The 18,844-nt window shown below is 49.7% G+C and carries 20 protein-coding genes and 2 pseudogenes; 3 read left to right on the top strand and 19 right to left on the bottom strand.

What is annotated here, in order from left to right:
- Nucleotides 1-2: 2 nt before the first annotated feature.
- From fliP to fliF, 11 genes are all read right to left on the bottom strand, one after another.
- A complete protein-coding gene (gene fliP, locus D9742_RS09435; RefSeq protein WP_064529344.1) occupies nucleotides 3-740 on the bottom strand; it encodes a flagellar type III secretion system pore protein FliP in 738 nt (245 codons plus the stop codon).
- Nucleotides 740-1,105: a flagellar biosynthetic protein FliO gene (gene fliO, locus D9742_RS09430; protein WP_130236987.1), complete on the bottom strand. Its 366-nt coding sequence runs from the start codon at nucleotides 1,103-1,105 to the stop codon at nucleotides 740-742. Before fliO ends, fliP begins: the two co-directional genes overlap by 1 nt.
- Before the next feature lie 2 nt (nucleotides 1,106-1,107).
- Nucleotides 1,108-1,521, bottom strand: a complete 414-nt coding sequence (fliN, locus tag D9742_RS09425; RefSeq protein WP_130236730.1) for a flagellar motor switch protein FliN — start codon at nucleotides 1,519-1,521, stop codon at nucleotides 1,108-1,110.
- Complete coding sequence (gene fliM, locus D9742_RS09420; RefSeq protein WP_130236729.1) at nucleotides 1,518-2,522, bottom strand: flagellar motor switch protein FliM; 1,005 nt, start codon at nucleotides 2,520-2,522, stop codon at nucleotides 1,518-1,520. The genes fliN and fliM overlap by 4 nt, the downstream gene beginning before the upstream one ends.
- 4 nt (nucleotides 2,523-2,526) lie before the next feature.
- A complete protein-coding gene (gene fliL / locus D9742_RS09415; protein ID WP_130236728.1) occupies nucleotides 2,527-2,991 on the bottom strand; it encodes a flagellar basal body-associated protein FliL in 465 nt (154 codons plus the stop codon).
- Between the two features lie 104 nt (nucleotides 2,992-3,095).
- Nucleotides 3,096-4,223 (bottom strand): flagellar hook-length control protein FliK, encoded by a 1,128-nt coding sequence (locus D9742_RS09410; protein WP_130236727.1) that lies wholly within the window; start codon nucleotides 4,221-4,223, stop codon nucleotides 3,096-3,098.
- Nucleotides 4,220-4,663, bottom strand: coding sequence for a flagellar export protein FliJ (gene fliJ / locus D9742_RS09405; protein WP_130236726.1), 444 nt, complete (start codon nucleotides 4,661-4,663; stop codon nucleotides 4,220-4,222). The genes D9742_RS09410 and fliJ overlap by 4 nt, the downstream gene beginning before the upstream one ends.
- Nucleotides 4,664-4,681: 18 nt before the next feature.
- Entirely contained in the window at nucleotides 4,682-6,055 is a 1,374-nt protein-coding gene (gene fliI, locus D9742_RS09400) for a flagellar protein export ATPase FliI (RefSeq protein WP_130236725.1), read from the bottom strand.
- Nucleotides 6,055-6,741, bottom strand: a complete 687-nt coding sequence (gene fliH / locus D9742_RS09395; protein ID WP_130236724.1) for a flagellar assembly protein FliH — start codon at nucleotides 6,739-6,741, stop codon at nucleotides 6,055-6,057. Before fliH ends, fliI begins: the two co-directional genes overlap by 1 nt.
- Nucleotides 6,734-7,729 (bottom strand): flagellar motor switch protein FliG, encoded by a 996-nt coding sequence (fliG, locus tag D9742_RS09390; RefSeq protein WP_032184453.1) that lies wholly within the window; start codon nucleotides 7,727-7,729, stop codon nucleotides 6,734-6,736. Before fliG ends, fliH begins: the two co-directional genes overlap by 8 nt.
- Nucleotides 7,722-9,380, bottom strand: a complete 1,659-nt coding sequence (fliF, locus tag D9742_RS09385) for a flagellar basal-body MS-ring/collar protein FliF (protein ID WP_130236723.1) — start codon at nucleotides 9,378-9,380, stop codon at nucleotides 7,722-7,724. The genes fliG and fliF overlap by 8 nt, the downstream gene beginning before the upstream one ends.
- Before the next feature lie 214 nt (nucleotides 9,381-9,594).
- Between fliF and fliE the strand changes: the two genes are divergently transcribed.
- On the top strand, nucleotides 9,595-9,909 hold the full coding sequence (gene fliE, locus D9742_RS09380; protein WP_130208583.1) for a flagellar hook-basal body complex protein FliE: 315 nt from the start codon (nucleotides 9,595-9,597) through the stop codon (nucleotides 9,907-9,909).
- A gap of 17 nt (nucleotides 9,910-9,926) precedes the next feature.
- On the opposite strand, the pseudogene D9742_RS09375 reads toward fliE, so the two are convergent.
- The 3 genes and pseudogenes from D9742_RS09375 to D9742_RS09365 form a co-directional block, all read right to left on the bottom strand.
- A pseudogene (locus D9742_RS09375) lies at nucleotides 9,927-10,516 on the bottom strand (tyrosine-type recombinase/integrase); the annotation flags it as partial.
- A 101-nt stretch (nucleotides 10,517-10,617) separates the two neighbouring features.
- Nucleotides 10,618-11,154, bottom strand: a complete 537-nt coding sequence (locus tag D9742_RS09370; RefSeq protein WP_130236722.1) for a DUF5384 family protein — start codon at nucleotides 11,152-11,154, stop codon at nucleotides 10,618-10,620.
- 15 nt (nucleotides 11,155-11,169) lie between these two features.
- Nucleotides 11,170-11,663: pseudogene (locus D9742_RS09365) on the bottom strand (hypothetical protein).
- Between the two features lie 768 nt (nucleotides 11,664-12,431).
- On the opposite strand from D9742_RS09365, the gene D9742_RS09360 reads away from it, so the two are divergent.
- Entirely contained in the window at nucleotides 12,432-13,109 is a 678-nt protein-coding gene (locus D9742_RS09360; protein WP_130236721.1) for a hypothetical protein, read from the top strand.
- Nucleotides 13,110-13,579: 470 nt separating this feature from the next.
- Here D9742_RS09360 and D9742_RS09355 read toward each other — a convergent pair whose 3' ends face one another.
- From D9742_RS09355 to yedE, 4 genes are all read right to left on the bottom strand, one after another.
- Nucleotides 13,580-14,047 (bottom strand): DUF2846 domain-containing protein, encoded by a 468-nt coding sequence (locus D9742_RS09355; RefSeq protein ID WP_130236720.1) that lies wholly within the window; start codon nucleotides 14,045-14,047, stop codon nucleotides 13,580-13,582.
- A gap of 558 nt (nucleotides 14,048-14,605) precedes the next feature.
- Nucleotides 14,606-15,010, bottom strand: coding sequence for a DUF1398 domain-containing protein (locus D9742_RS09350; protein ID WP_130236719.1), 405 nt, complete (start codon nucleotides 15,008-15,010; stop codon nucleotides 14,606-14,608).
- 189 nt (nucleotides 15,011-15,199) lie between these two features.
- Nucleotides 15,200-15,433, bottom strand: coding sequence for a sulfurtransferase-like selenium metabolism protein YedF (gene yedF, locus D9742_RS09345; protein ID WP_000790504.1), 234 nt, complete (start codon nucleotides 15,431-15,433; stop codon nucleotides 15,200-15,202).
- Nucleotides 15,430-16,635: a selenium metabolism membrane protein YedE/FdhT gene (gene yedE, locus D9742_RS09340; RefSeq protein WP_130236718.1), complete on the bottom strand. Its 1,206-nt coding sequence runs from the start codon at nucleotides 16,633-16,635 to the stop codon at nucleotides 15,430-15,432. Before yedE ends, yedF begins: the two co-directional genes overlap by 4 nt.
- A 185-nt stretch (nucleotides 16,636-16,820) precedes the next feature.
- Here yedE and yedD point away from each other — a divergent pair, with 185 nt between their 5' ends.
- Nucleotides 16,821-17,234, top strand: a complete 414-nt coding sequence (gene yedD, locus D9742_RS09335) for a lipoprotein YedD (protein ID WP_130236717.1) — start codon at nucleotides 16,821-16,823, stop codon at nucleotides 17,232-17,234.
- 120 nt (nucleotides 17,235-17,354) lie between these two features.
- Here the strand turns inward: yedD and amyA are convergent, their stop codons facing one another.
- Nucleotides 17,355-18,842, bottom strand: a complete 1,488-nt coding sequence (gene amyA, locus D9742_RS09330; protein WP_130236716.1) for an alpha-amylase — start codon at nucleotides 18,840-18,842, stop codon at nucleotides 17,355-17,357.
- Nucleotides 18,843-18,844: the final 2 nt, after the last annotated feature.

Here is an 18,844-nt window from a genome sequence, read left to right as displayed (position 1 = left end):
CTCTAGCTGTAAAAGCTTTGCGCCAGCGAACCGACCAGCAATTGCCAGCCATCCACCAGTACAAACAGCATCAGTTTAAACGGCAGAGCAATGGTCGCGGGGGGAACCATCATCATCCCCAATGCCATCAACACACTTGCAATAACCAGGTCGATAATCAAAAAAGGAATGAAAATCGTGAAGCCTATCTGGAAGGCTGTTTTCAGCTCGCTGGTCACGTAGGCTGGTAATAAAATGCGCATCGGTACAGCTTCCGGTCCCTGCAACGGGCCGGTATTCGCCAGTCGGGCAAACAACCCTAAATCCGCCTCGCGGGTCTGACGCAGCATAAATTCACGCAGCGGCTGCGCCCCTTTTTCCAGCGCCTCCTGCATTGAGATTTTCTCTTCGCTGAAGGGCTGGTATGCATCGACATAAATTTTGTCGATCACCGGCGACATAATAAAAAAGGTCAAAAATAGCGCCAGCCCCAGCAATACCTGATTGGGCGGCGCGGAGGGCGTTCCCAGTGCGTTACGCAATAAACCAAAAACAATAATGATGCGGGTGAAACTGGTCATCATCAGTAAAATCGCTGGAATGAACGTCAACGAAGTGATGAACACCAGCGTCTGCACCGGGAGCGACCAGCTTTGTCCACCGCCAGGCAGCGGCTGGCTGGTGATGCCCGGCAGTTGAGCAAAGGCGAGAGGGGTAAGCAGCCAGAGAAGGACCGGTGCGACAGACAACAGACGACGCATCAGCCTCTCCCGCTACGCTTAAGCAAGTTTTTCATGACCGACTGAAAATCGGCTTGAGGTAACTCTTCCGTTGGCGCAGAAGGGGGAAGTTTATGCAGCAGATTGATTTGCCCTGCGGTAACGCCGAGAACCAGTCGCGCATCTTCCACATCGACCACCACGATCCGTTCACGCGTCCCCAACGAGGCACTTGCGCTAACTTTCAGCCCGTTCGTACCATTACGTTTGGGTGCAAATCCCAGCCTTTTTACCAGCCAGGCCGCAGCGAGAATCAGAACAATAATGGCAATTAGCGCGCCGCTCACCTGAAGGAGCGGCGCAGCAGAAACTGGCGCGGAAGGTTGTACCGTGGCGTGGTTATTCATCACTAGCGGCTCAGGCGGCGCATCCGCTCGGACGGGGTAATGATATCGGTGATCCGCACGCCATATTTATCGGCGACAACCACAACTTCACCCTGAGCAATTAAATAACCGTTAATCAGAATATCCAACGGTTCGCCTGCCAGACCGTCCAGCGCCACCACTGATCCTTGCGTCAGGCGCAGCAGCTCTTTGATGGTCATCCGCGTACGGCCCAGCTCGACGGTCAGCTTGACCGGAATATCCATAATAAGATCGATATCCTGCAACGTTCCGCTGACGTCACCGCCGCCAAGCTGTTGGAACATCGCTTCAGCTGCGCTCTTGTCGCTTGCCGATTTTTGTTCGCCTAACGCTTCAGCCCAAAGATCGTCCATTGCGCCGTTGTTGTCATCGGCCGGATTATTCAAGTCACTCATTTGGGCTGTTCCTCGTTCAGAGAATTCAAAATCGGGTTAATCAAATGTTCTATCCGTAACGCATACTGGCCGTTGATGGTGCCGTACTGGCTGGTCAGCACCGGAACGCCATCAACATGGGCGATAATGCGATCGGGTTTTTCTATCGGCAGGACGTCGCCAGGTTTCAGCTTTAAAATCTGCGACAAGCGCAGCGAAATATCGGCAAAATTGGCGACCAGTTCCAGCTGTGAGTGCTGTACCTGGCGTACGAGATTATCGCGCCAGTTCTGATCTTCATTGCGCGAGTTTTCCAGCGGCGGGTTAACCAACAATTCCCGCAGTGGTTCAATCATGCTGAATGGCAGGCAGATATTAAATTCACCGGTCAGGTTGCCAATCTCGACATGGAACGGCGTATTAACCACAATGTCGTTCGGAGAGGTGGTGATATTGGTAAATTTCACCTGCATTTCAGAACGCACGTACTCCACATCCAGTGGATTAATCGCCTTCCACGCGTCGCTGTAGCCTTCGAGCGCCAGCTTCAACATGCGGTTGATGACGCGTTGTTCCGTATGGGTAAACTCGCGACCTTCTACTTTGGTCGGGAAGCGACCGTCACCGCCGAACAGGTTATCTACGGCAATAAATACCAGACTCGGCGAGAACACCACCAGCCCTGTGCCACGCAGTGGTTTCAGGTGGATAAGGTTAAGATTGGTCGGCACCGGCAGGTTGCGGGCAAATTCATGATACGGCTGAATACGAATCGCCCCGACGGTAATGTCCGGGCTACGGCGTAACAGGTTAAACAGCCCCATGCGGAAGTGGCGAGCAAAACGCTCATTGATGATTTCCAGCGCCTGTAACCGTTCGCGAACAACCCGGCGTTGCGTGTTGGGATCGTACGGACGAATATCACTTTCACCGGTCACTCCGGAAGTCGGTTCGTCTTTGACTTCGCTGTCGCCATTCAACAGCGCATCAATTTCAGCTTGAGAAAGAATACTATCGCCCATGTCGTTATCGCAGAATAAAAGCGGTATACAGCACGTCGGTGACATCCTGTTTCGGTTGCCCGGCAACAAGCGGGGTAGAAAGTGTGGCTTTAATCGCAGCAATCAGTTGTTGCTTGCCTTCTTCCGTTGCCAGCACAGCGGCATCCTGACGCGAAAACAGTAACAGCAAGCGACTACGGACTTCCGGCAAATATTCACTCAGGCGCGAACGGGTGGCTTCATCTTTTAGTCGCAGCGTAATACCGATATAAAGCACACGGTCCGCATCACCCAGATTCACCGTAAAGGTATCCAGCGTATAGAAGACCGGTGAAGGCATGACATGTTGTTGCGCTTTGTTGTCAGCGGCCACTTGTTGTGAATGCCAGTAGCTGTAACCCGCGCTGGCGCAGGCCGCGAGAGTGATGAATACCAGAATAGGGAGCCAAAGCGATCGCCTGCTTTTCTTGCTTATCGCGTAATCAGTCATGTGTTGCGGTCTTCCTGTGTCGCTACTGCTTATCGGCTAATTATCCTGCGTCTTAAGTGCGGCAAAGCGTGGAAAAGACGCGGATTAAGGTGCTACATCTGACGTTAGGCGAAAATATCGACGCCGCTATTGCCAGATGAAACTCTCTGGAGAGTTGCGGGAACCGGCAATGTATCGTCATCCTCGGTTGTCAGACGTTCATGGCCTGATGTGCGCGGACTTTGTTGTTGCTGGGAAGCGGCCTGCTGCTGACCACTAAAGCTTTCGCCACTGATGTTGCTTTGCCCTAACTGAATGCCACTCTCGGCCAGCTGCGTACGCAGTACCGGCAGCGCTGCTTCCAGGGCGGCGCGTACGTGCTGATGTGGTGAAACCATCTGGATTTGCGCCTGGTTGTCATCCACCTTGAGAGATATTTGTACTTCGCCTAAATCCTGTGGATGCAAACGCAGCTCGGCACTTTGCTGCCCCTGACGGGTAAACAGTGAAATATGTTGGCTTAATGATTGCTGCCATTCGTGAGAACCCAGCGGTGCGCTCAGAACAGGCGCTGCGACGCTGGGCAGTGGCTGTGTCTGATGTGGAGTGATTAGCGGGCTGGCGGCAGCGGTCACCGGCGAAGGTGTGCTGATGACTTCCGCTTTACTCTGGGCTTCTGCGACCAGCGGTGTTAATGGCTGAGCTGGCGTGCCAGGGGCGTCGTCAGGTTGCGCTGTTGCGAGTTGCGCGGTAGTCAGTTTCGTTGAGAGTGTTGGCTTTTGCGTCGGTAACGCGGTTGCAGGCGCATCAGTCACTTTAGGGGTATTGTCAAAACCGGGCAACATAGCGAAAAGGGCGCTCAGGCTGGCGACAGCATCTTCATTAAGGTCATCCGTTTTATCATCGGCGACCGTCTCCTTTTCTGGCATGGCTGCCAGCGTATTAACCAGAGCCTTTGTCAGCGGCGTTGTATCGGGTAGCGCTGCGGTTAGTTCAGCCAACGTTTCGTCAGTAGCGATGAGTAAATCAGACGGCTGTACCTCGGCCAGAGTTTCGCTGGCGCGTTCTTTTCCTGGCGCGTGTGGGGTATCCACTGCAACCCGAAGCAACGGCGAAGCTTTGCCTGGAGCTGCATCTCCTGCTAATGCCCCGCTCAACAACGCAAGAAAATCCTGTGCCGTGTCAGTGGCGCTACCACCGGACAGTGTGGTGGTGTCAACGTCGGCGGTAATCAAGGGCGCTAAGCGAATCATTCAGGTTTCCTCATGGCGGCGCGCTGGGCGAACTCATCCATCTTTTTCTGATCGAGGCGGTTTTCTGCAAGCAGTGCCGCCGTGGATTGCCGTTCCTGCAGTGTCTGCCAGGCCTGCAAACGTTGTTTCTTTTCTCGCCAGCTGTTCAGGGCAATGTCAACTTTCTGCGTCCACTGATTAAGTTGCTGGCGATGCTGAGTAATGGCTTTTTCCAGCGTCTGGATAAACTGCTGATAGTTGATCCAGCGGTTGCTGGTCATCCCGGCACTTATATCGCTATTGAGGTTATTGCGATATTCATTCTGATAATCGATCAGCATTTTGAGCTGTTCTTCCGCCTGCTGACATCCGCGACGCATTTCTCCCAGCAGGCGGGCGGCATTATCCACCTCTTTTTCTGCGAGATCTTTCAGGGTCGCCAGCGCGCCATGTTCTGCCATCTGCCGTTATCTCCTGGGTTATGACACTGTCGGGAAAATACGCTCCAGCCCCTGGAGAGACGCTTCCCAGTCCGCGCGTTCAAAAATGCCTTGTTGCAAATAGCCCTCCAGCTGCGGCCACAGGGCGATGGCTTTATCGAGCATCGGATCGCTGCCTTTGGCATAAGCGCCGACGCTGACCAGATCGCGGTTACGCTGAAAACTCGACAACAACTGTTTGAACGTACGCACCCGCGCATAATGTTGCTCGCTGATTAACGCCGTCATTGCACGGCTGATTGAGGCTTCAATATCAATCGCCGGATAATGCCCGGCTTCCGCCAGACGACGAGAAAGCACAATGTGACCGTCGAGGATCGCCCGTGCGGAGTCGGCAATCGGGTCCTGCTGGTCATCGCCTTCGGTGAGCACGGTATAAAACGCGGTAATCGAGCCGCCGCCGCTGATGCCGTTTCCGGCACGCTCGACCAGTGCCGGTAATTTGGCGAATACTGACGGTGGGTAGCCTTTGGTGGCAGGCGGTTCGCCAATGGCTAGTGCAATCTCACGCTGGGCCATCGCGTAGCGGGTGAGGGAGTCCATAATCAGCAACACATGCTGACCACGATCGCGGAAATCTTCGGCAATTCGCGTGGCATAGGCGGCACCTTGCATTCGCAGGAGCGGAGAAACATCAGCCGGAGCGGCTATCACTACTGAGCGCGCACGCCCTTCGGCGCCGAGAATATTCTCAATAAAATCTTTTACTTCTCGCCCACGTTCACCAATCAAACCAACGACAATCACATCGGCACGGGTGTAGCGTGCCATCATCCCCAGCAGCACACTTTTACCGACGCCGGAACCAGCAAACAGCCCCATACGCTGCCCACGCCCAACGGTAAGCAGGGCATTAATCGGGCGCACGCCAGTATCCAGGACATGTTCAATCGGTGTACGTTGCAATGGGTTAAACGGCGGGGTAATCAGGGCGCCAGTTTCAGTCGTATCGGGGGAGGGCAGACCATCGAGCGGTTTACCACTGCCGTCCAGAACGCGGCCTAAGAGCGCTGGACCGAGCGGTAACTGCTTGCCGCTTTGTAGCCCGTCGCCGGAGATATTTTTGGCGTAAACGCGCGCGCCGGGCAGCACGCCTTCAACTTCCTCTAGTGGCATTAAAAACAGCCGTTGACCGTTAAAGCCAACCACTTCGCTTTCCACTTCGTGAGTTTCAGTGCCGTTCTGCCGTTCAATGACACAGGTTGCGCCGAGCGGCAGTTGCAATCCGGTGGCTTCCAGCACCAGCCCGGTGGCGCGTGTTAATCGCCCGTAGCGGCGCACCGCAGGCAGTTGCGCCATTTTGGCTTCAAAATTATCCAGCGAGGTTAGCCAACGTGTCAGGCGAGTGGTCATCACACCACTCCTGGTGCTGCCAGACGGCAGAGTTCTTGCCAGCGGGTGGCGACGCTGGCGTCGAGATCACCTTCATCGGCGGAGACTTTACAGCCGCCGGGATGCAGGGTCGGGTCGCCGCGCAAGCGCCATCCATGCAAACTTAACGTTGCGCCAAGCATCTCATCTACACGTTGTAGATCATCGGGATGCACGCGTAGCTGCGGTTTGCCGCTGAATAACGGTTCTTGCTGCAACAACTGTTGGATCTGTTTAATCAGCGCCGAGTTGTCCACCGTTGGCGTTTGGCCTATCACCTGACGAGCCGCCTCCAGCGCCATTTGCATCAGGCGTGAAGCAATCACGCTATCCAGCGCATCAAGAGTGGTCTGAAACTCGCTGACCAGCTGTTGCATTCGGGCATGAATCGGCGCTTGCTGGGATTTTGCCTGTGCCAGTCCTTGTTCCAGCCCCTGGGCCAGACCTTCCTGATAGCCTTGTTCATGGCCTTGCTGGCGACCTTCGACAATACCCGCCTGATAACCTTGCTCGTGGGCCTGCATTTGCAGTTGTGCCAGTTGTTGCTCAAGGCTGGGTTCAGCCTCTTCAGTGACGGTTTCTTCTGGCTCCATCAGTGGTACAAACTCCGCCTGTGGTGGCGAAAGATCGTCCGGTGTCCAGGTTTTCCACGGCAGATTATCAGACATAGGTATCCTCGCCGCTGCCAATCACCATCTCGCCTGTTTCGGCAAGACGGCGCACAATCAGCAGAATCGCTTTCTGCTCGTTCTCCACCTGCGACAGACGCACCGGACCACGGTTGGCAAGATCGTCGCGCAGTATATCGGCGGCACGCTGCGACATATTGCGCAGGAATTTCTCGCGCAGTGGCTGTTCGGCACCTTTCAGCGCAATCAGCAGCGATTCGGAATCCACTTCCTGTAACAAACGCTGGATGCTGCGATCGTCGACATCCACCAGATTTTCGAACAGGAACATCTCGTCGATAATTTTTTGTGCCAGCTCACCGTCAAATTCACGCACGGCGGTAATAACCGCTTCTTCCTGCTGAGTTTTCATCAGGTTGATAATTTCGGCTGCTGTTCTTACGCCGCCCATTTTGCTGCGCTTGAGATTCTGACCGTCGAGCAGGCCATTCAGCACTTCCGTCAGTTCAGCCAGCGCGGCAGGCTGTACGCCGCCAAAGGTGGCGATACGTAGCATCACATCGTGGCGCAGACGTTCATCGAACAACGCCAGAATATCGGCGGCCTGAGCGCGTTTCAGATGCACCAGAATGGTAGCGATAATCTGCGGATGTTCATCGCGAATCAGATCGGCGGCGCTCTGCGGCTCCATAAAGTTGAGCGTTTCAATACCGCTGGCAGTGTCGCGGGTTTCGAGAATATCTTCCAGCAGGCTGGCGGCACGCTCTTCGCCCAGCGCTTTGACCAGCACTGAACGCAGATAATCGTTGGCGTTGATATTCAGCGCAGCAAACTGTTCGGCTTCTTGTTCAAACTCTGCCAGTACTTCAGTTAATTGTTTGTTGGAGATCTGCGAGACGTTCGCCATTGCCGCGCTCAGGGTTTGCACTTCTCGTTGGGACAGGTGCTTGAATACCTCTGCCGCCCGGTCTTCGCCAATGGTCATCAGCAGAATGACGCTTTTATCGGTGCCTGTCAGGTTACTCATGATCGTTATTTATCCACTGGCGAATGACCAGCGCCACTACGCGCGGATCGTTATCAGACATGTCACGGATACGCTGGCTCATTACCTCTGCTCCCAGGCGTTGGTTAGCGCGGCGTTGTTGCAGTTGTTCGTCTTTGCTCAGGCGGACTTCCACTGCATCTTCCATTTCCTGACGAGTTTGTGTCTGTTGCTGAACGGCTTTCACCGCCTCGGCGCGGCGGGTTAATTGCGGACGCACCGCTTTACGCCACAGCAACCACGCCACCAGTATCACCAGCAACCAGCGTCCGGCAGCCAGTAACTGATCGATAAACGCTTGTTGTTTCCAGAACGGCAGTTCACCGCCACTTTCATCACTACTATTAAACGGTGAGTTGACGACATTGAGCGAATCACCGCGTTTTTCCGTAAAACCCATAGCCTCGCGGGTCAGATCTTCAATCTGTTTCATCTGTTCGGTGCTCAGTGGCAACGGTTTGCCATCTGGCAGCGTTTTGTAATTCACCACTACCGCGACAGACAAACGTTGCACGTCACCGACGTTCATTTTGGTATGACGAATGGTGCGATCGACTTCGTAGTTGCTGGTTTCATTACGCTGTGTGCTGCGCGGCCCACTATTGCTGGTAGTGCTCGTCTGTTGCTGGCGATTGTTTTGATTTGCCGGAGGCGTGCTAATCGGCGCGTTATTCGCGGGCGCGGGCTGATTAGACAATGCACCCGGCACGCCGCCCGGATAACCGGAACCGCTCTGCTCGCTTTCATTCAGTTGACGGGAACGAAGCGCTGCCTGCGACTCATTGCCATTAGGGCGATACTGCTCTTCTGTTTGCTCTTTGCTGGCGAAATCCAGCTGCGCCGTGACTTGCGCATGAATATTGCCGTTGCCGACAATAGGCGACAGAATTGCTTCAATACGACGTTGAATCCGGCCTTCGACATCGCTGGTATATTTCAACTGGACATCATTAAGATCGCGCCCGCTGGTGTTGGACTGGGTTAACAGATGCCCCCCCTGATCCACCAGAGTGACGTTTCCCGGCGGCAGCCCAGCTACCGCACTGGAAACCAGATGCACAATGGCGCTAATTTGCCCTTCATCCAGCGCACGCCCTGGCAATAAATTCACTGTCACCGATGCAGAAGGGGATTTTTGCTCACGGACAAATAAAGACGGTTTTGGCATCGCCAGATGCACGCGTGCCCCTTTCACCGGGCCGATGGTTTCGATAGTACGAGAAAGTTCGCCTTCCAGCGCTCGCTGATAATTCACCTGTTCGCTGAACTGGCTGATACCAAACTTTTCCTGATCGAGCAGCTCAAAGCCGACCGCTCCGCCTTTAGGTAAGCCTTGCTGCGCCAGACGCAGACGCAATTCGTGAACCTTATCCGCCGGAACTTCAATTGCGCCACTGGCTTCACTAAAGCGGTAAGGAATGTTCATCTGCGTCAGTTGGCTGACAATCGCGCCGCCATCCTGATCGGAAAGGTTGGTGAATAACGTGCGGTAATCAGGGGCTTTTGCCCATAGAACTAACGCGACTATCACTGCTACTGCAGCGGAACCAGCAACAATCAAAGGGATTCTCGGATTCGCGCGTAGGCGATTAAGCCACTCAAGAGATTTTGTCTGGGCTGCAGTCGTATTCATCGCGCACCTCGCGGCAGATGAAAGACGGCGTTATTGGCAAAGTGGAACAAGACGCACTCCCGGGTCAGCAAACTCGAAAAATTGACGGCCTCATTATTTGTGGTTTTATTTTTTTCTATGCGCCAATTAACCCGGTTTTTTATCGTTATTTAACGCCTTTATCTTATTGACTTACTGTTAATCTCTGCTAACAGAAATGTTCCGGGAGATGAATATGTCAGCTATACAGGGGATTGAAGGGGTTATCAGCCAGTTACAGGCGACGGCGATGAGCGCCCGTGCGCAGGAATCACTACCACAACCTGGCATCAGTTTTGCCGGACAACTTCATGCCGCGCTCGATCGTATAAGTGATACGCAAACCGCCGCCCGCACCCAGGCAGAAAAATTCACCCTCGGCGAACCCGGCGTGGCGCTAAACGATGTGATGGCCGATATGCAAAAAGCGTCAGTTTCAATGCAAATGGGGATTCAGGTGCGTAATAAGCTGGTGGCGGCGTACCAGGAAATGATGAGCATGCAGGTGTAGGTTTTGTAACCTGTTGACTATACTTGTTTAATTACATCCGATCCCACAGCGTGGGGCATGGATGGGGCAAACTCACTCAATTTCTGGTTTAAAATGGATACCTGATCCTGATTGTTTTCTGCCATCCACGATCCGTAAACGCGATAAACCATCTGAGCATCAGAGTGTCCCATTTGCTTCGCGATGAAGTTAGGGTTAGCTCCAGCGGTCAAAGACCAACATGCATAAGTGTGCCTGGACTTATATGCTTTGCGGTAGCGAATCCCGGCGCGTCGCATTGCAGTTTCCCATGACTGATTAATCGACCCAACTGCATAATGGTACCCGGCAAGGCCATTACGCGTAACGATTTGCGGATTAAAAACAAAAGTGCACGGATGCATTTCAGTTCGACCATACTCACGAAGTTTCACTTCAACCTGATACTGCTTACCAAGCCGTGTCATTTCAGCCTGATTCTTAAGCACGTCTATTGCTGGTTGAATTAGGTTGATAACACGGTTTGTTCCTGCTTCGGTTTTAGGAAGAGTGAACTCTTTCGTTATCGCGTTGGCATATCGTTGGCGCAGGAAATTAAATGCCCTATGATACCGGAAGTTCACGCAATTTTAAGATTGCTGTAATGCTGCCAATGCTTCGACAGCCTTTTATATATTCTATTAACAGAGGAATATATTTTATGTGCACTGATTATAACCATGGATGAAATTAGTTAAAAAATCCGCTAGCTTCTTTTTCTTTGGCTTTTCCAGTACTTTTCGTTAACTCCTTTCCACCTTCAGAGATATTCCTATTTGCATCTGCGTTGGATTGAAGGATATCTGTCTGTGCAGCTTTGTTCTTCAGTTCTTGATCTATAAAATCATTCTCTCTTTTGACTCGAGCTTCTTCTCGAGCTAAAGCTAGTTTTAGTTTTTGAATCTCTAAGCTTCGTAATTCATTTTCATATGCGATGTCTCGTTTCTTATCTTCCTTAATTTCAGATTCTAACTTTTCGCGTGCGGCTTTTCTGTCTGCAGCAATAGCTGCAGCTTTTCTATTTTGTGCTTCAATTGCACTAGCACGTCGTTGCTGCTCAAGACGGGCCTCTCGCTCTAGATTTTCCTTATGTGCGTCATTTGCTCTTTTTTCTTCAGCGATTCCTTGTTGTTCTGCTTCAGCTACTGCCGCAAGTTGACTTTGTAAGGAACTGGCAAAACTGAGAGAGAAAGGTATAGCAACAAGAGCTATGAGTATTTTTTTCATGATGGATACTGTGTGTTATGCTTTTTCAGGGCAAGAGGCATTAGGCTGAATTCTGGTTTCATTATTTTTTGTCGAAATGACTACAGCTAAACCTGGGGTAAATTGACAAGATTTGCCCACTTGGGTTGATGTAAACATTTTTGTTCCATCTTTGTAGGTTAAAGAAACACCCTCTACAATAGATTTATCTTTTACAAGTGTACCCGCGGCTGCTCCAACTGCACCCCCACCCCCACCCACAGCTCCTGCTGCGGTTCCCAGATTACTTCCGGTTCCAACGTTATGTCCAGCCACCCCCCCCCGGCAACGGCGCCTAAAATAGCTCCGAAAGTTTGCGATGCTTGTTTATTTGCAGTGTTGTCAACAGCAACTTTAGCGGGAAGAACTGAAATGATATTAACTGTTTTAGTTTCTTGCTTTGAATTTAATTGATTGGCTTCGTAAACGTCAGCAGCATACTCATCAGCATTTCATTGACATCCAGAGATGCCGGAAGATAGGCATAACATGATGATAGTTATTGATTTTTTGTATGTAAATATTACGTTTCTCCTACGTGAGCAGAATTGTTAAAGCGCGTATTTTTAGGATTAATCTCAAAAAAGTAAAGAAATAATTTATATGCGGATAATAAAAACAAATAAAATGTTGTTTAATTCGATATGGCTCACATTTTTCTGATATAAAAAAATGAATAATTATATATGTCAAGTCATAATATTAATAACACCGAGTGGTAACAGATAATAAGTGGTTAATTTGCGTTAAGGCAGGAAAAATAGTTATCTATTAAGGTAGAAAAGATGTTGGCAACATTTGTTATAATTTACCGCAGGGATTTGTTTGCTATTTAATGTACGTTTGCAATTAGTTGAAATATAGCATATGCATTTCTGTAATTTACATGTTCGATATTTGTTTACTTATAATGCAATATGCTAATTTCATGTATCTGCAGATATCTACTGTTTGACTGAGAAATTTAGGTTTTTACGAGAGGATTTGAATCTACAAGACCCCATGGCAGCGCGGCACTATCATGGGGACTGCTTTGTGCCAGAGGCGGAAGTTCCTAACATCATGCTGCATTAGTTTAAGGGGAATAGGTCGGCAGGCGTAACGAAGTTTCTCATACTGAATGTGAGCGCATCGATGTTTGTTGATGTAGTATGCTTGGAACTTGTTTGATTTTATTGCCTGTGATGCTTTTCAGCATAACAACTTCCTAGTTTAACTAGGAATATATGATGAACTATTTTTATATTTAAGGATTTACTTTGAAATTAAAGTCTGCTGCAGAGAAAATAAGACGAGATAGTTTAAATGCATATTTTAAACGCATAAATTGGAGGTTTATGGACGATCGAGTTCAAAGGGAGTTTGAAATTTTAAATGCTGACACACATAGTGCCGATATCTTTGGGAGCCTTTACATTAGCAGATCAAAAGATGATGAACCAATCAAATCATCTAATCTTATTAGTTCACAATATATTAATTCGACTCATATTTTTACTGGGGTCAGATTCCTGGGTTTTAACATATCATCCTCTGACAACGAAAGCTTAGAAGTTGCATACGAAAGGAATGCTCAATTATGGTATTCGCAGGGACCATCCGGTGATGTTCTTGTGTTTGTTGCGCCTTATCAATCTAACGCTGGGAAAATCAATGAAACTGAAATAATAATAGGTAAGTATCAAAACCCATCCCAAATAACACCTAAACACATAAAAAAACATTTTTCCATATATTGTAGGTATTGTACATCCACTGCACAGCATTCTGCTTCCAATATGAGCAATTATATTTATAGGCAATACCTTATTTTTAATGACTTTAGATTCAAGTCAACATATAGACATAAAGTTATCAAAACGGTTGAGAGATTTTTAGTTCTTATCTTGGCAGGGACTGCTATATGGGCCTCCCTTTATGCTGGCGGAAAACTATAGTGAATCAATACTCACCAAAATCTCGGACTGAGACAAGTATTAAACTTTTAAAAGCACTCCTTTGTCTACTTCTCGCTCACAGCGGACCTTCAGACCAGCAGATTGTCCGTTCCATACCTGGAGCGGAAGTGGCCGAGGGACATAAAGAGCTAAACCCCCGGCATTGCTTGTCAGCTGTTTATAGCCGTTCCTGGGTACAAGTTAGCACTAAGGCGAGCATTGTTAAAATCACCAACCAACCACCAGTTGTGTACAGATTCTGACCGCAAAGCGAACTCTCCGGCATGCAGGTTGGAAAAAGCACAGTTGACCTAAAATGCTCCTCCAGCCAGAAACCAAAGGCAGCTGATAATTCGAAAGCCTAAAGAGATAAAGTGGGGACTATGCCCGCAAATTCTTAACAATATAGCCAAACCGAGAAGCGAATGATATCCAGCCCTGATGCGGGCTGGATATTAAATTTCCGCCGGTCAGTTATCGCAATGACCTGGCACTGCTAACTTAACTTCAGGTTTAGAAACGACGCGGATACCTTCGTTTTCGGAAACCTGTTCCAGTCCAGCTCCACCAACAAAAACGCCCATCTTGATGTACTGGCGAACAAAGTAGTTTTTCCCGGACGTGACATTGAGTGTCAGATTATTAGGTGAAAACTCAGATTCAGTTCCCAGCGTATGTGGTTGGCTGGTCGATATTTGCTGATAGAAAAAGACTCTGTCAGCCGTTTCACCAAGACAACGGCCGTCAAGATAAACGTCCTTTTTTAACGCTTTACCAACAAAGCTGTCTCTGTAAACATATAGACCGGCTTTGCCATTTTCCGGGATCGGGAAAGACTTAGCTGTCTCGTTTTCAGTATTACTGGCCAGAGGAACCGACGCACACCCCCCCAGAAGCACAGAGGAAAGAATGACTGCAGCAATTGTAATTTTATTCATTGAATTCTCATGGAGTTAAGAAAATCGCCTAATGAGAATAATCTTATTTTACACTCATGTCATTAAAGGAGGCATTGAATCACGACAACATCAATGTTCATCCCGGAACCGTCAACTTTCGCTCCTCGCTCATAACAGACATTCACTTCAGCTATGGCAGAAAGGTATGCATGCTGGGGAAGGGGAAGTCGTGAAAGAAAAAGAGGACTTCTGCGTCGTTTGACATCACTGCTATCTTCTAACTGGTTATGCAGGTCGTAGTGGGGAGCACACAAAGCTTTGCACTGGATTGCAGGCTTTGTGCTCTTCGATGCTGAGTGGTGGGGCATATATGGGGCAAATCACACCGTTAGATCTACGGAGAACTACGATGCTTGATGTTTCAGTCAACTCTAACCACCTGTTATCTGGTGCGCTCCAGGGTTTTCTTTGTCATCAACGAAAAATACATAGTCACAGGCATGATCTGGGAGGCGTTAGTTAATCGCTATTTCAGAACCGTTCATTGAAAATTTTATTAATAACCAGCCACTGTCATACCTAAGCTGGCGAGAACAGTTAAATGAGTGGTTTGTTGTTCTCGACGTCTTCAATATATAAAAGTGTATTATCGATAGAGTAGTAACGCCGCTTATTATCACTGACGTCAGTAACCCACCGAAAAACACCAGCGTTCGCAAGCGTTATACAATATTCCCGAAATGTAGACCGTCTTGAAATGTGAGTTCGGGCTGCTTTTTTGACTTGCTCAGGATCCTTGGTGGCACTGACTTTTAATAGACTTCTGCTTCCCCTGATTAACAATACATTGTCATCGTGCGTGACGATCCTGATGTTATCTGTGGCAAGATAGTAAATATAATGTGCAATATGATGACGTTTTAACTCAGCATAAAACCATGAGAAATTTAGCTCCGTTCTCACTTGCTCAAACATCTTTTGAAAAATAGCAACCTGATCCATCAGGGAAATAATCTCTCGTTAGTTGTGAGGTATAGTAGTTTGCATGATCGGTGTTATTCCTTCAATCTGGTCCGATCACTTAATGCTGTGTCTGTGTGAATCAATAATAATCCAACTGCGGTACGGAAAATAGACAACGGAGTATTCGTAGCAAGTGACTCCCGCTGCCTGAAACAGCGGGAGAAAAGATTACTTCTGAATTAAATAACGAATGGTCGGCCCGTCTTGCTGAATATCCAGTACCGTATAGCCGTGATTACGCGCATCCAGTGGAATATTGTTAATCGACTGTGGACAATCGCTGACCACTTCGAGGATTTCGCCTTTTTTTAACTGCGGCATTGCCTCAAGGGTAGCAACTGCCGGGTAAGGGCAGGGCTCACCCACCATATCAAGACGGTAATCAGGAACGATATTTTTCATGCGATCTCCTTAGCTGCCTGCGGCGCAGCACGGCGGAAGAAGCGTTTTTCCCAGCCGATAATCAGCATCAGCGCAGCGAACAATAGTAAATATGTCACCAGCAGGCCGCCCATTGGTCCAAATGTTTTTAGCAGGTTGATTTTGTCCCAGTCGGTTGCCAGTGCTGGGGCGAAATCATCCCAGTAATACGCCAGAATCGTGGAGCCAATAACGTTGCCCAGACCGACCCACCAGTAGTGCACCTGGCCTTCCACCGCGCGGTACATCCATCCTGTTTCGCAGCCGCCCGCCAGCACGATACCAAAACCAAACAGTAATCCGCCAATTACTGCGTTCGGACCCGCCCACATGATTTTGGGTTCAACACCTAACTGTACGTAACTGAAGATCCCGATGGCACTTACCGCCATACCAATAATGATCGCTTTTGCCATGTGGGTACGTCCGGTGATCCACATGTCGCGGAACGCCGAAGTAAAGCAGATTTGTGCTCGTTCTATCAGTAAGCCAAAGCCGACGCCAAACAACATTGCCAGCCCCAGTTTTGGTTGGTTCATCGCCGTCAGCAGCGCCCAGCCCAGCATGCCGAAAAAGACCAGCATCCCAAGACGAAAACGCCGCCGCGCCTGATCCGGTTTTTGCGTCAGCGGCGAGGCGGCAGAAACTTTCTGCATTTTCACGGGGATACGAAAGACAGGCAGCAGGGTAAAACGCGCGCCAAACCATGAGCCGATGGCGGTGGCGATAGCAAAGAACCAGGCGTGCAGCGAGAACTGAGGAATGCCGGTGAAGAACGCCGCCAGGTTACAGCCCATCGCCAGACGTGCACCAAAACCAGCAATAATCCCGCCAATAATGGCCTGCATAATGCGGATACGGCTACGCGGCATGCGTAGTTTGACGTTGTTGGCCCATAATGCTGCGGCAAAACAGCCGCCGAACATACCGAGAATCATCATCCCGTCAATGCGGGTTAATGGCGATCCTTCCAGATGGATAATTTTAAAATAGCCCCACTCTTCAGCATGGACGCCAAACAATTGCAGAAGCTGACCGCCCCAGCGGGTAAATTCACCCGTAACTGCCCAAAAGGTGCCGGTAATGCCAAAATAGTAAGTGGAGAGAATGCCCGCCGCGATGACCGCAGGGATTGGCGCCCAGAATTTAATCAACCAGGCTTGTTTGAAGTGCTGCCATGACATGTATGTAGCCTCTGAACTCAGAAGGTTTAAACAAGAGTCGCGAATCATACACCAGGAGAATTTATTTGCGTGGCAATAATTCACAAAAATAATAGTTAGATCAAATTTCTCTTTGGGTCTGGAAAGGCTGGCAGCGTCAGGGCTTTAATGCCACAATCCACTTTTCTTCTCATGCAGGACGAATGATGAAAAAACTCGCAATTGCAGGCGCACTCATGTTGCTGGCGGGCTGTGCCGAAGTCGAAAACTATAATAATGTTGTAAAAACCCCCGCGCCAGACTGGCTGGCGGGGTACTGGCAGACTAAAGGGCCGCAACGTGCGCTGGTCAGCCCGGAAGCGATTGGTAGCCTGATTGTCACTAAAGAGGGTGATACCCTGGATTGCCGTCAATGGCAGCGGGTGATTGCGTTACCGGGTAAGCTGACGCTGATGTCTGATTCTCTCACTAACGTTACTGTGAAACGTGAGCTGTACGAGATTGAGCGTGACGGTAACACCATTGAGTATGATGGCATGACGATGGAACGTGTGTCTCGCCCGACGGCAGAGTGTGCCGCCGCGCTGGAAAAAGCGCCGTTACCGACGCCGCTGCCGTAATGAAATCCCCCTGGTGCTGGGGGATTTATATGTCAAAAAAAGTGCCCGATGCGCAAGCTTATCGGGCCTGGAACTGCAACAGCTGCGCAATAACGATGAGTGTATTGTCAGCGATCGGTTTTAAATCACCTCTTCGATAACCCAAACGCTGACGCTGCCACCGTTGCAAAAGAAAGTCGCTTCGCCATTTTCATCGGTCACCACGCTCTCTTGTCGATTACCGAGGAAATCGCGCCAGGTTTTATTGCCGTAGTTCTCCCCCAGATTAATGGTCTTTTCGCCATCGTCGCCATTCGACATAACCACAACGCAGCCGGGATATTCATCGGTGCCACTGCGGCTAAAGGCAATGCAGTTCGGATGATCGAAAAATAGCGTCTGTACACCGTGGGCAAAACGCTGGCGGGCAAGGATTAACTCATCAAGCTGTTCGATTATTGGCATATCTATCTGATATGTTTGTCCGTCACCGCCGACATCTTCGTAATGAGCCCCGTATAAATCAGGGTAAAACACCGAAGGCACGCCATTTTCCCGTAGTAAAATAAGGGCATAAGCCAACGGTTTAAACCACGGCTCTACCGGTGCTTCAAGGGCTTGCAACGGTTGGGTGTCGTGGTTGGCAACCAGCGTCACGGCGTGGAAAGGATCGACTTCAACTAATGTACCGGTAAAAATCTCAGTCATATCATAATCGCGACCCATACGAGACGCTTCGTGGAACTTCATCTGCAGCGGTGCATCAAACAGCATGGTTTTACCTTCCACCTGATCAATATACGTTTGCAGTTTCTCGACCTCGCGCGACCAGTATTCCGCCACAATAAATAGTGGTTTCGGCGCAACTTCTTGCACATGCTCGATCCACTCTTTATAGAACCACGCCGGAATATGTTTTACCGCGTCGAGACGAAAACCATCGCACTGAGTTTGTTCCATTACCCAGCGCGCCCAGTATTTGAGCTCTTCGGTGACAGCATGGTTACGAAAATCGATATTTTCGCCCATCAGATAATCGAAATTGCCTAATTCATCATCAACCTGATCATTCCAGCCTTCACCAGTGTAATCGTTGACGATTTTAAAGATGCCATCTTCATGCGGGTTTTCGATATGGTCGATACCGCTAAAACATTTGAAGTCCCATATAAATTGTGAGTATTTTCCGGCTCGTGCAGGGAAGGTGTAACGAGTCCAGCCTTCGCATTCGATAATTTCATCATCAATTTGCGTGCGACACTCTTCGTTAACTCGCTGTACACGAATCGCTTCTTTTTCGTCGGCGCCCATTTTGTGGTTCACTACCACGTCCAGCAGTACGGCGATGTCGTTGCGTTTAAGCGCGTCGATGGCCGCCAGCAATTGCGCTTTATCACCATATTTCGTCGCGACAGTGCCTTTTTGATCAAACTCGCCTAAATCAAATAAATCATAGGAGTCGTAACCGACAGAATACCCGCCCGATGCGCCTTTATAGGCAGGCGGCAGCCAGACCATATTGATACCAATATCATTTAAACCGTCGGCGCGCTCGGCAAGCTCGGGCCAGAGCTTGCCGCCGTCAGGGTAATACCAGTGAAAGCATTGCAACAGCGTGGGATTACGCATTC

It is taken from the genome of Escherichia sp. E1V33 (assembly GCF_004211955.1).
Taxonomy (GTDB): domain Bacteria; phylum Pseudomonadota; class Gammaproteobacteria; order Enterobacterales; family Enterobacteriaceae; genus Escherichia.
Note: the sequence above shows the minus strand (reverse complement) of the source record. Positions and strands in the feature narration are given on the sequence as shown.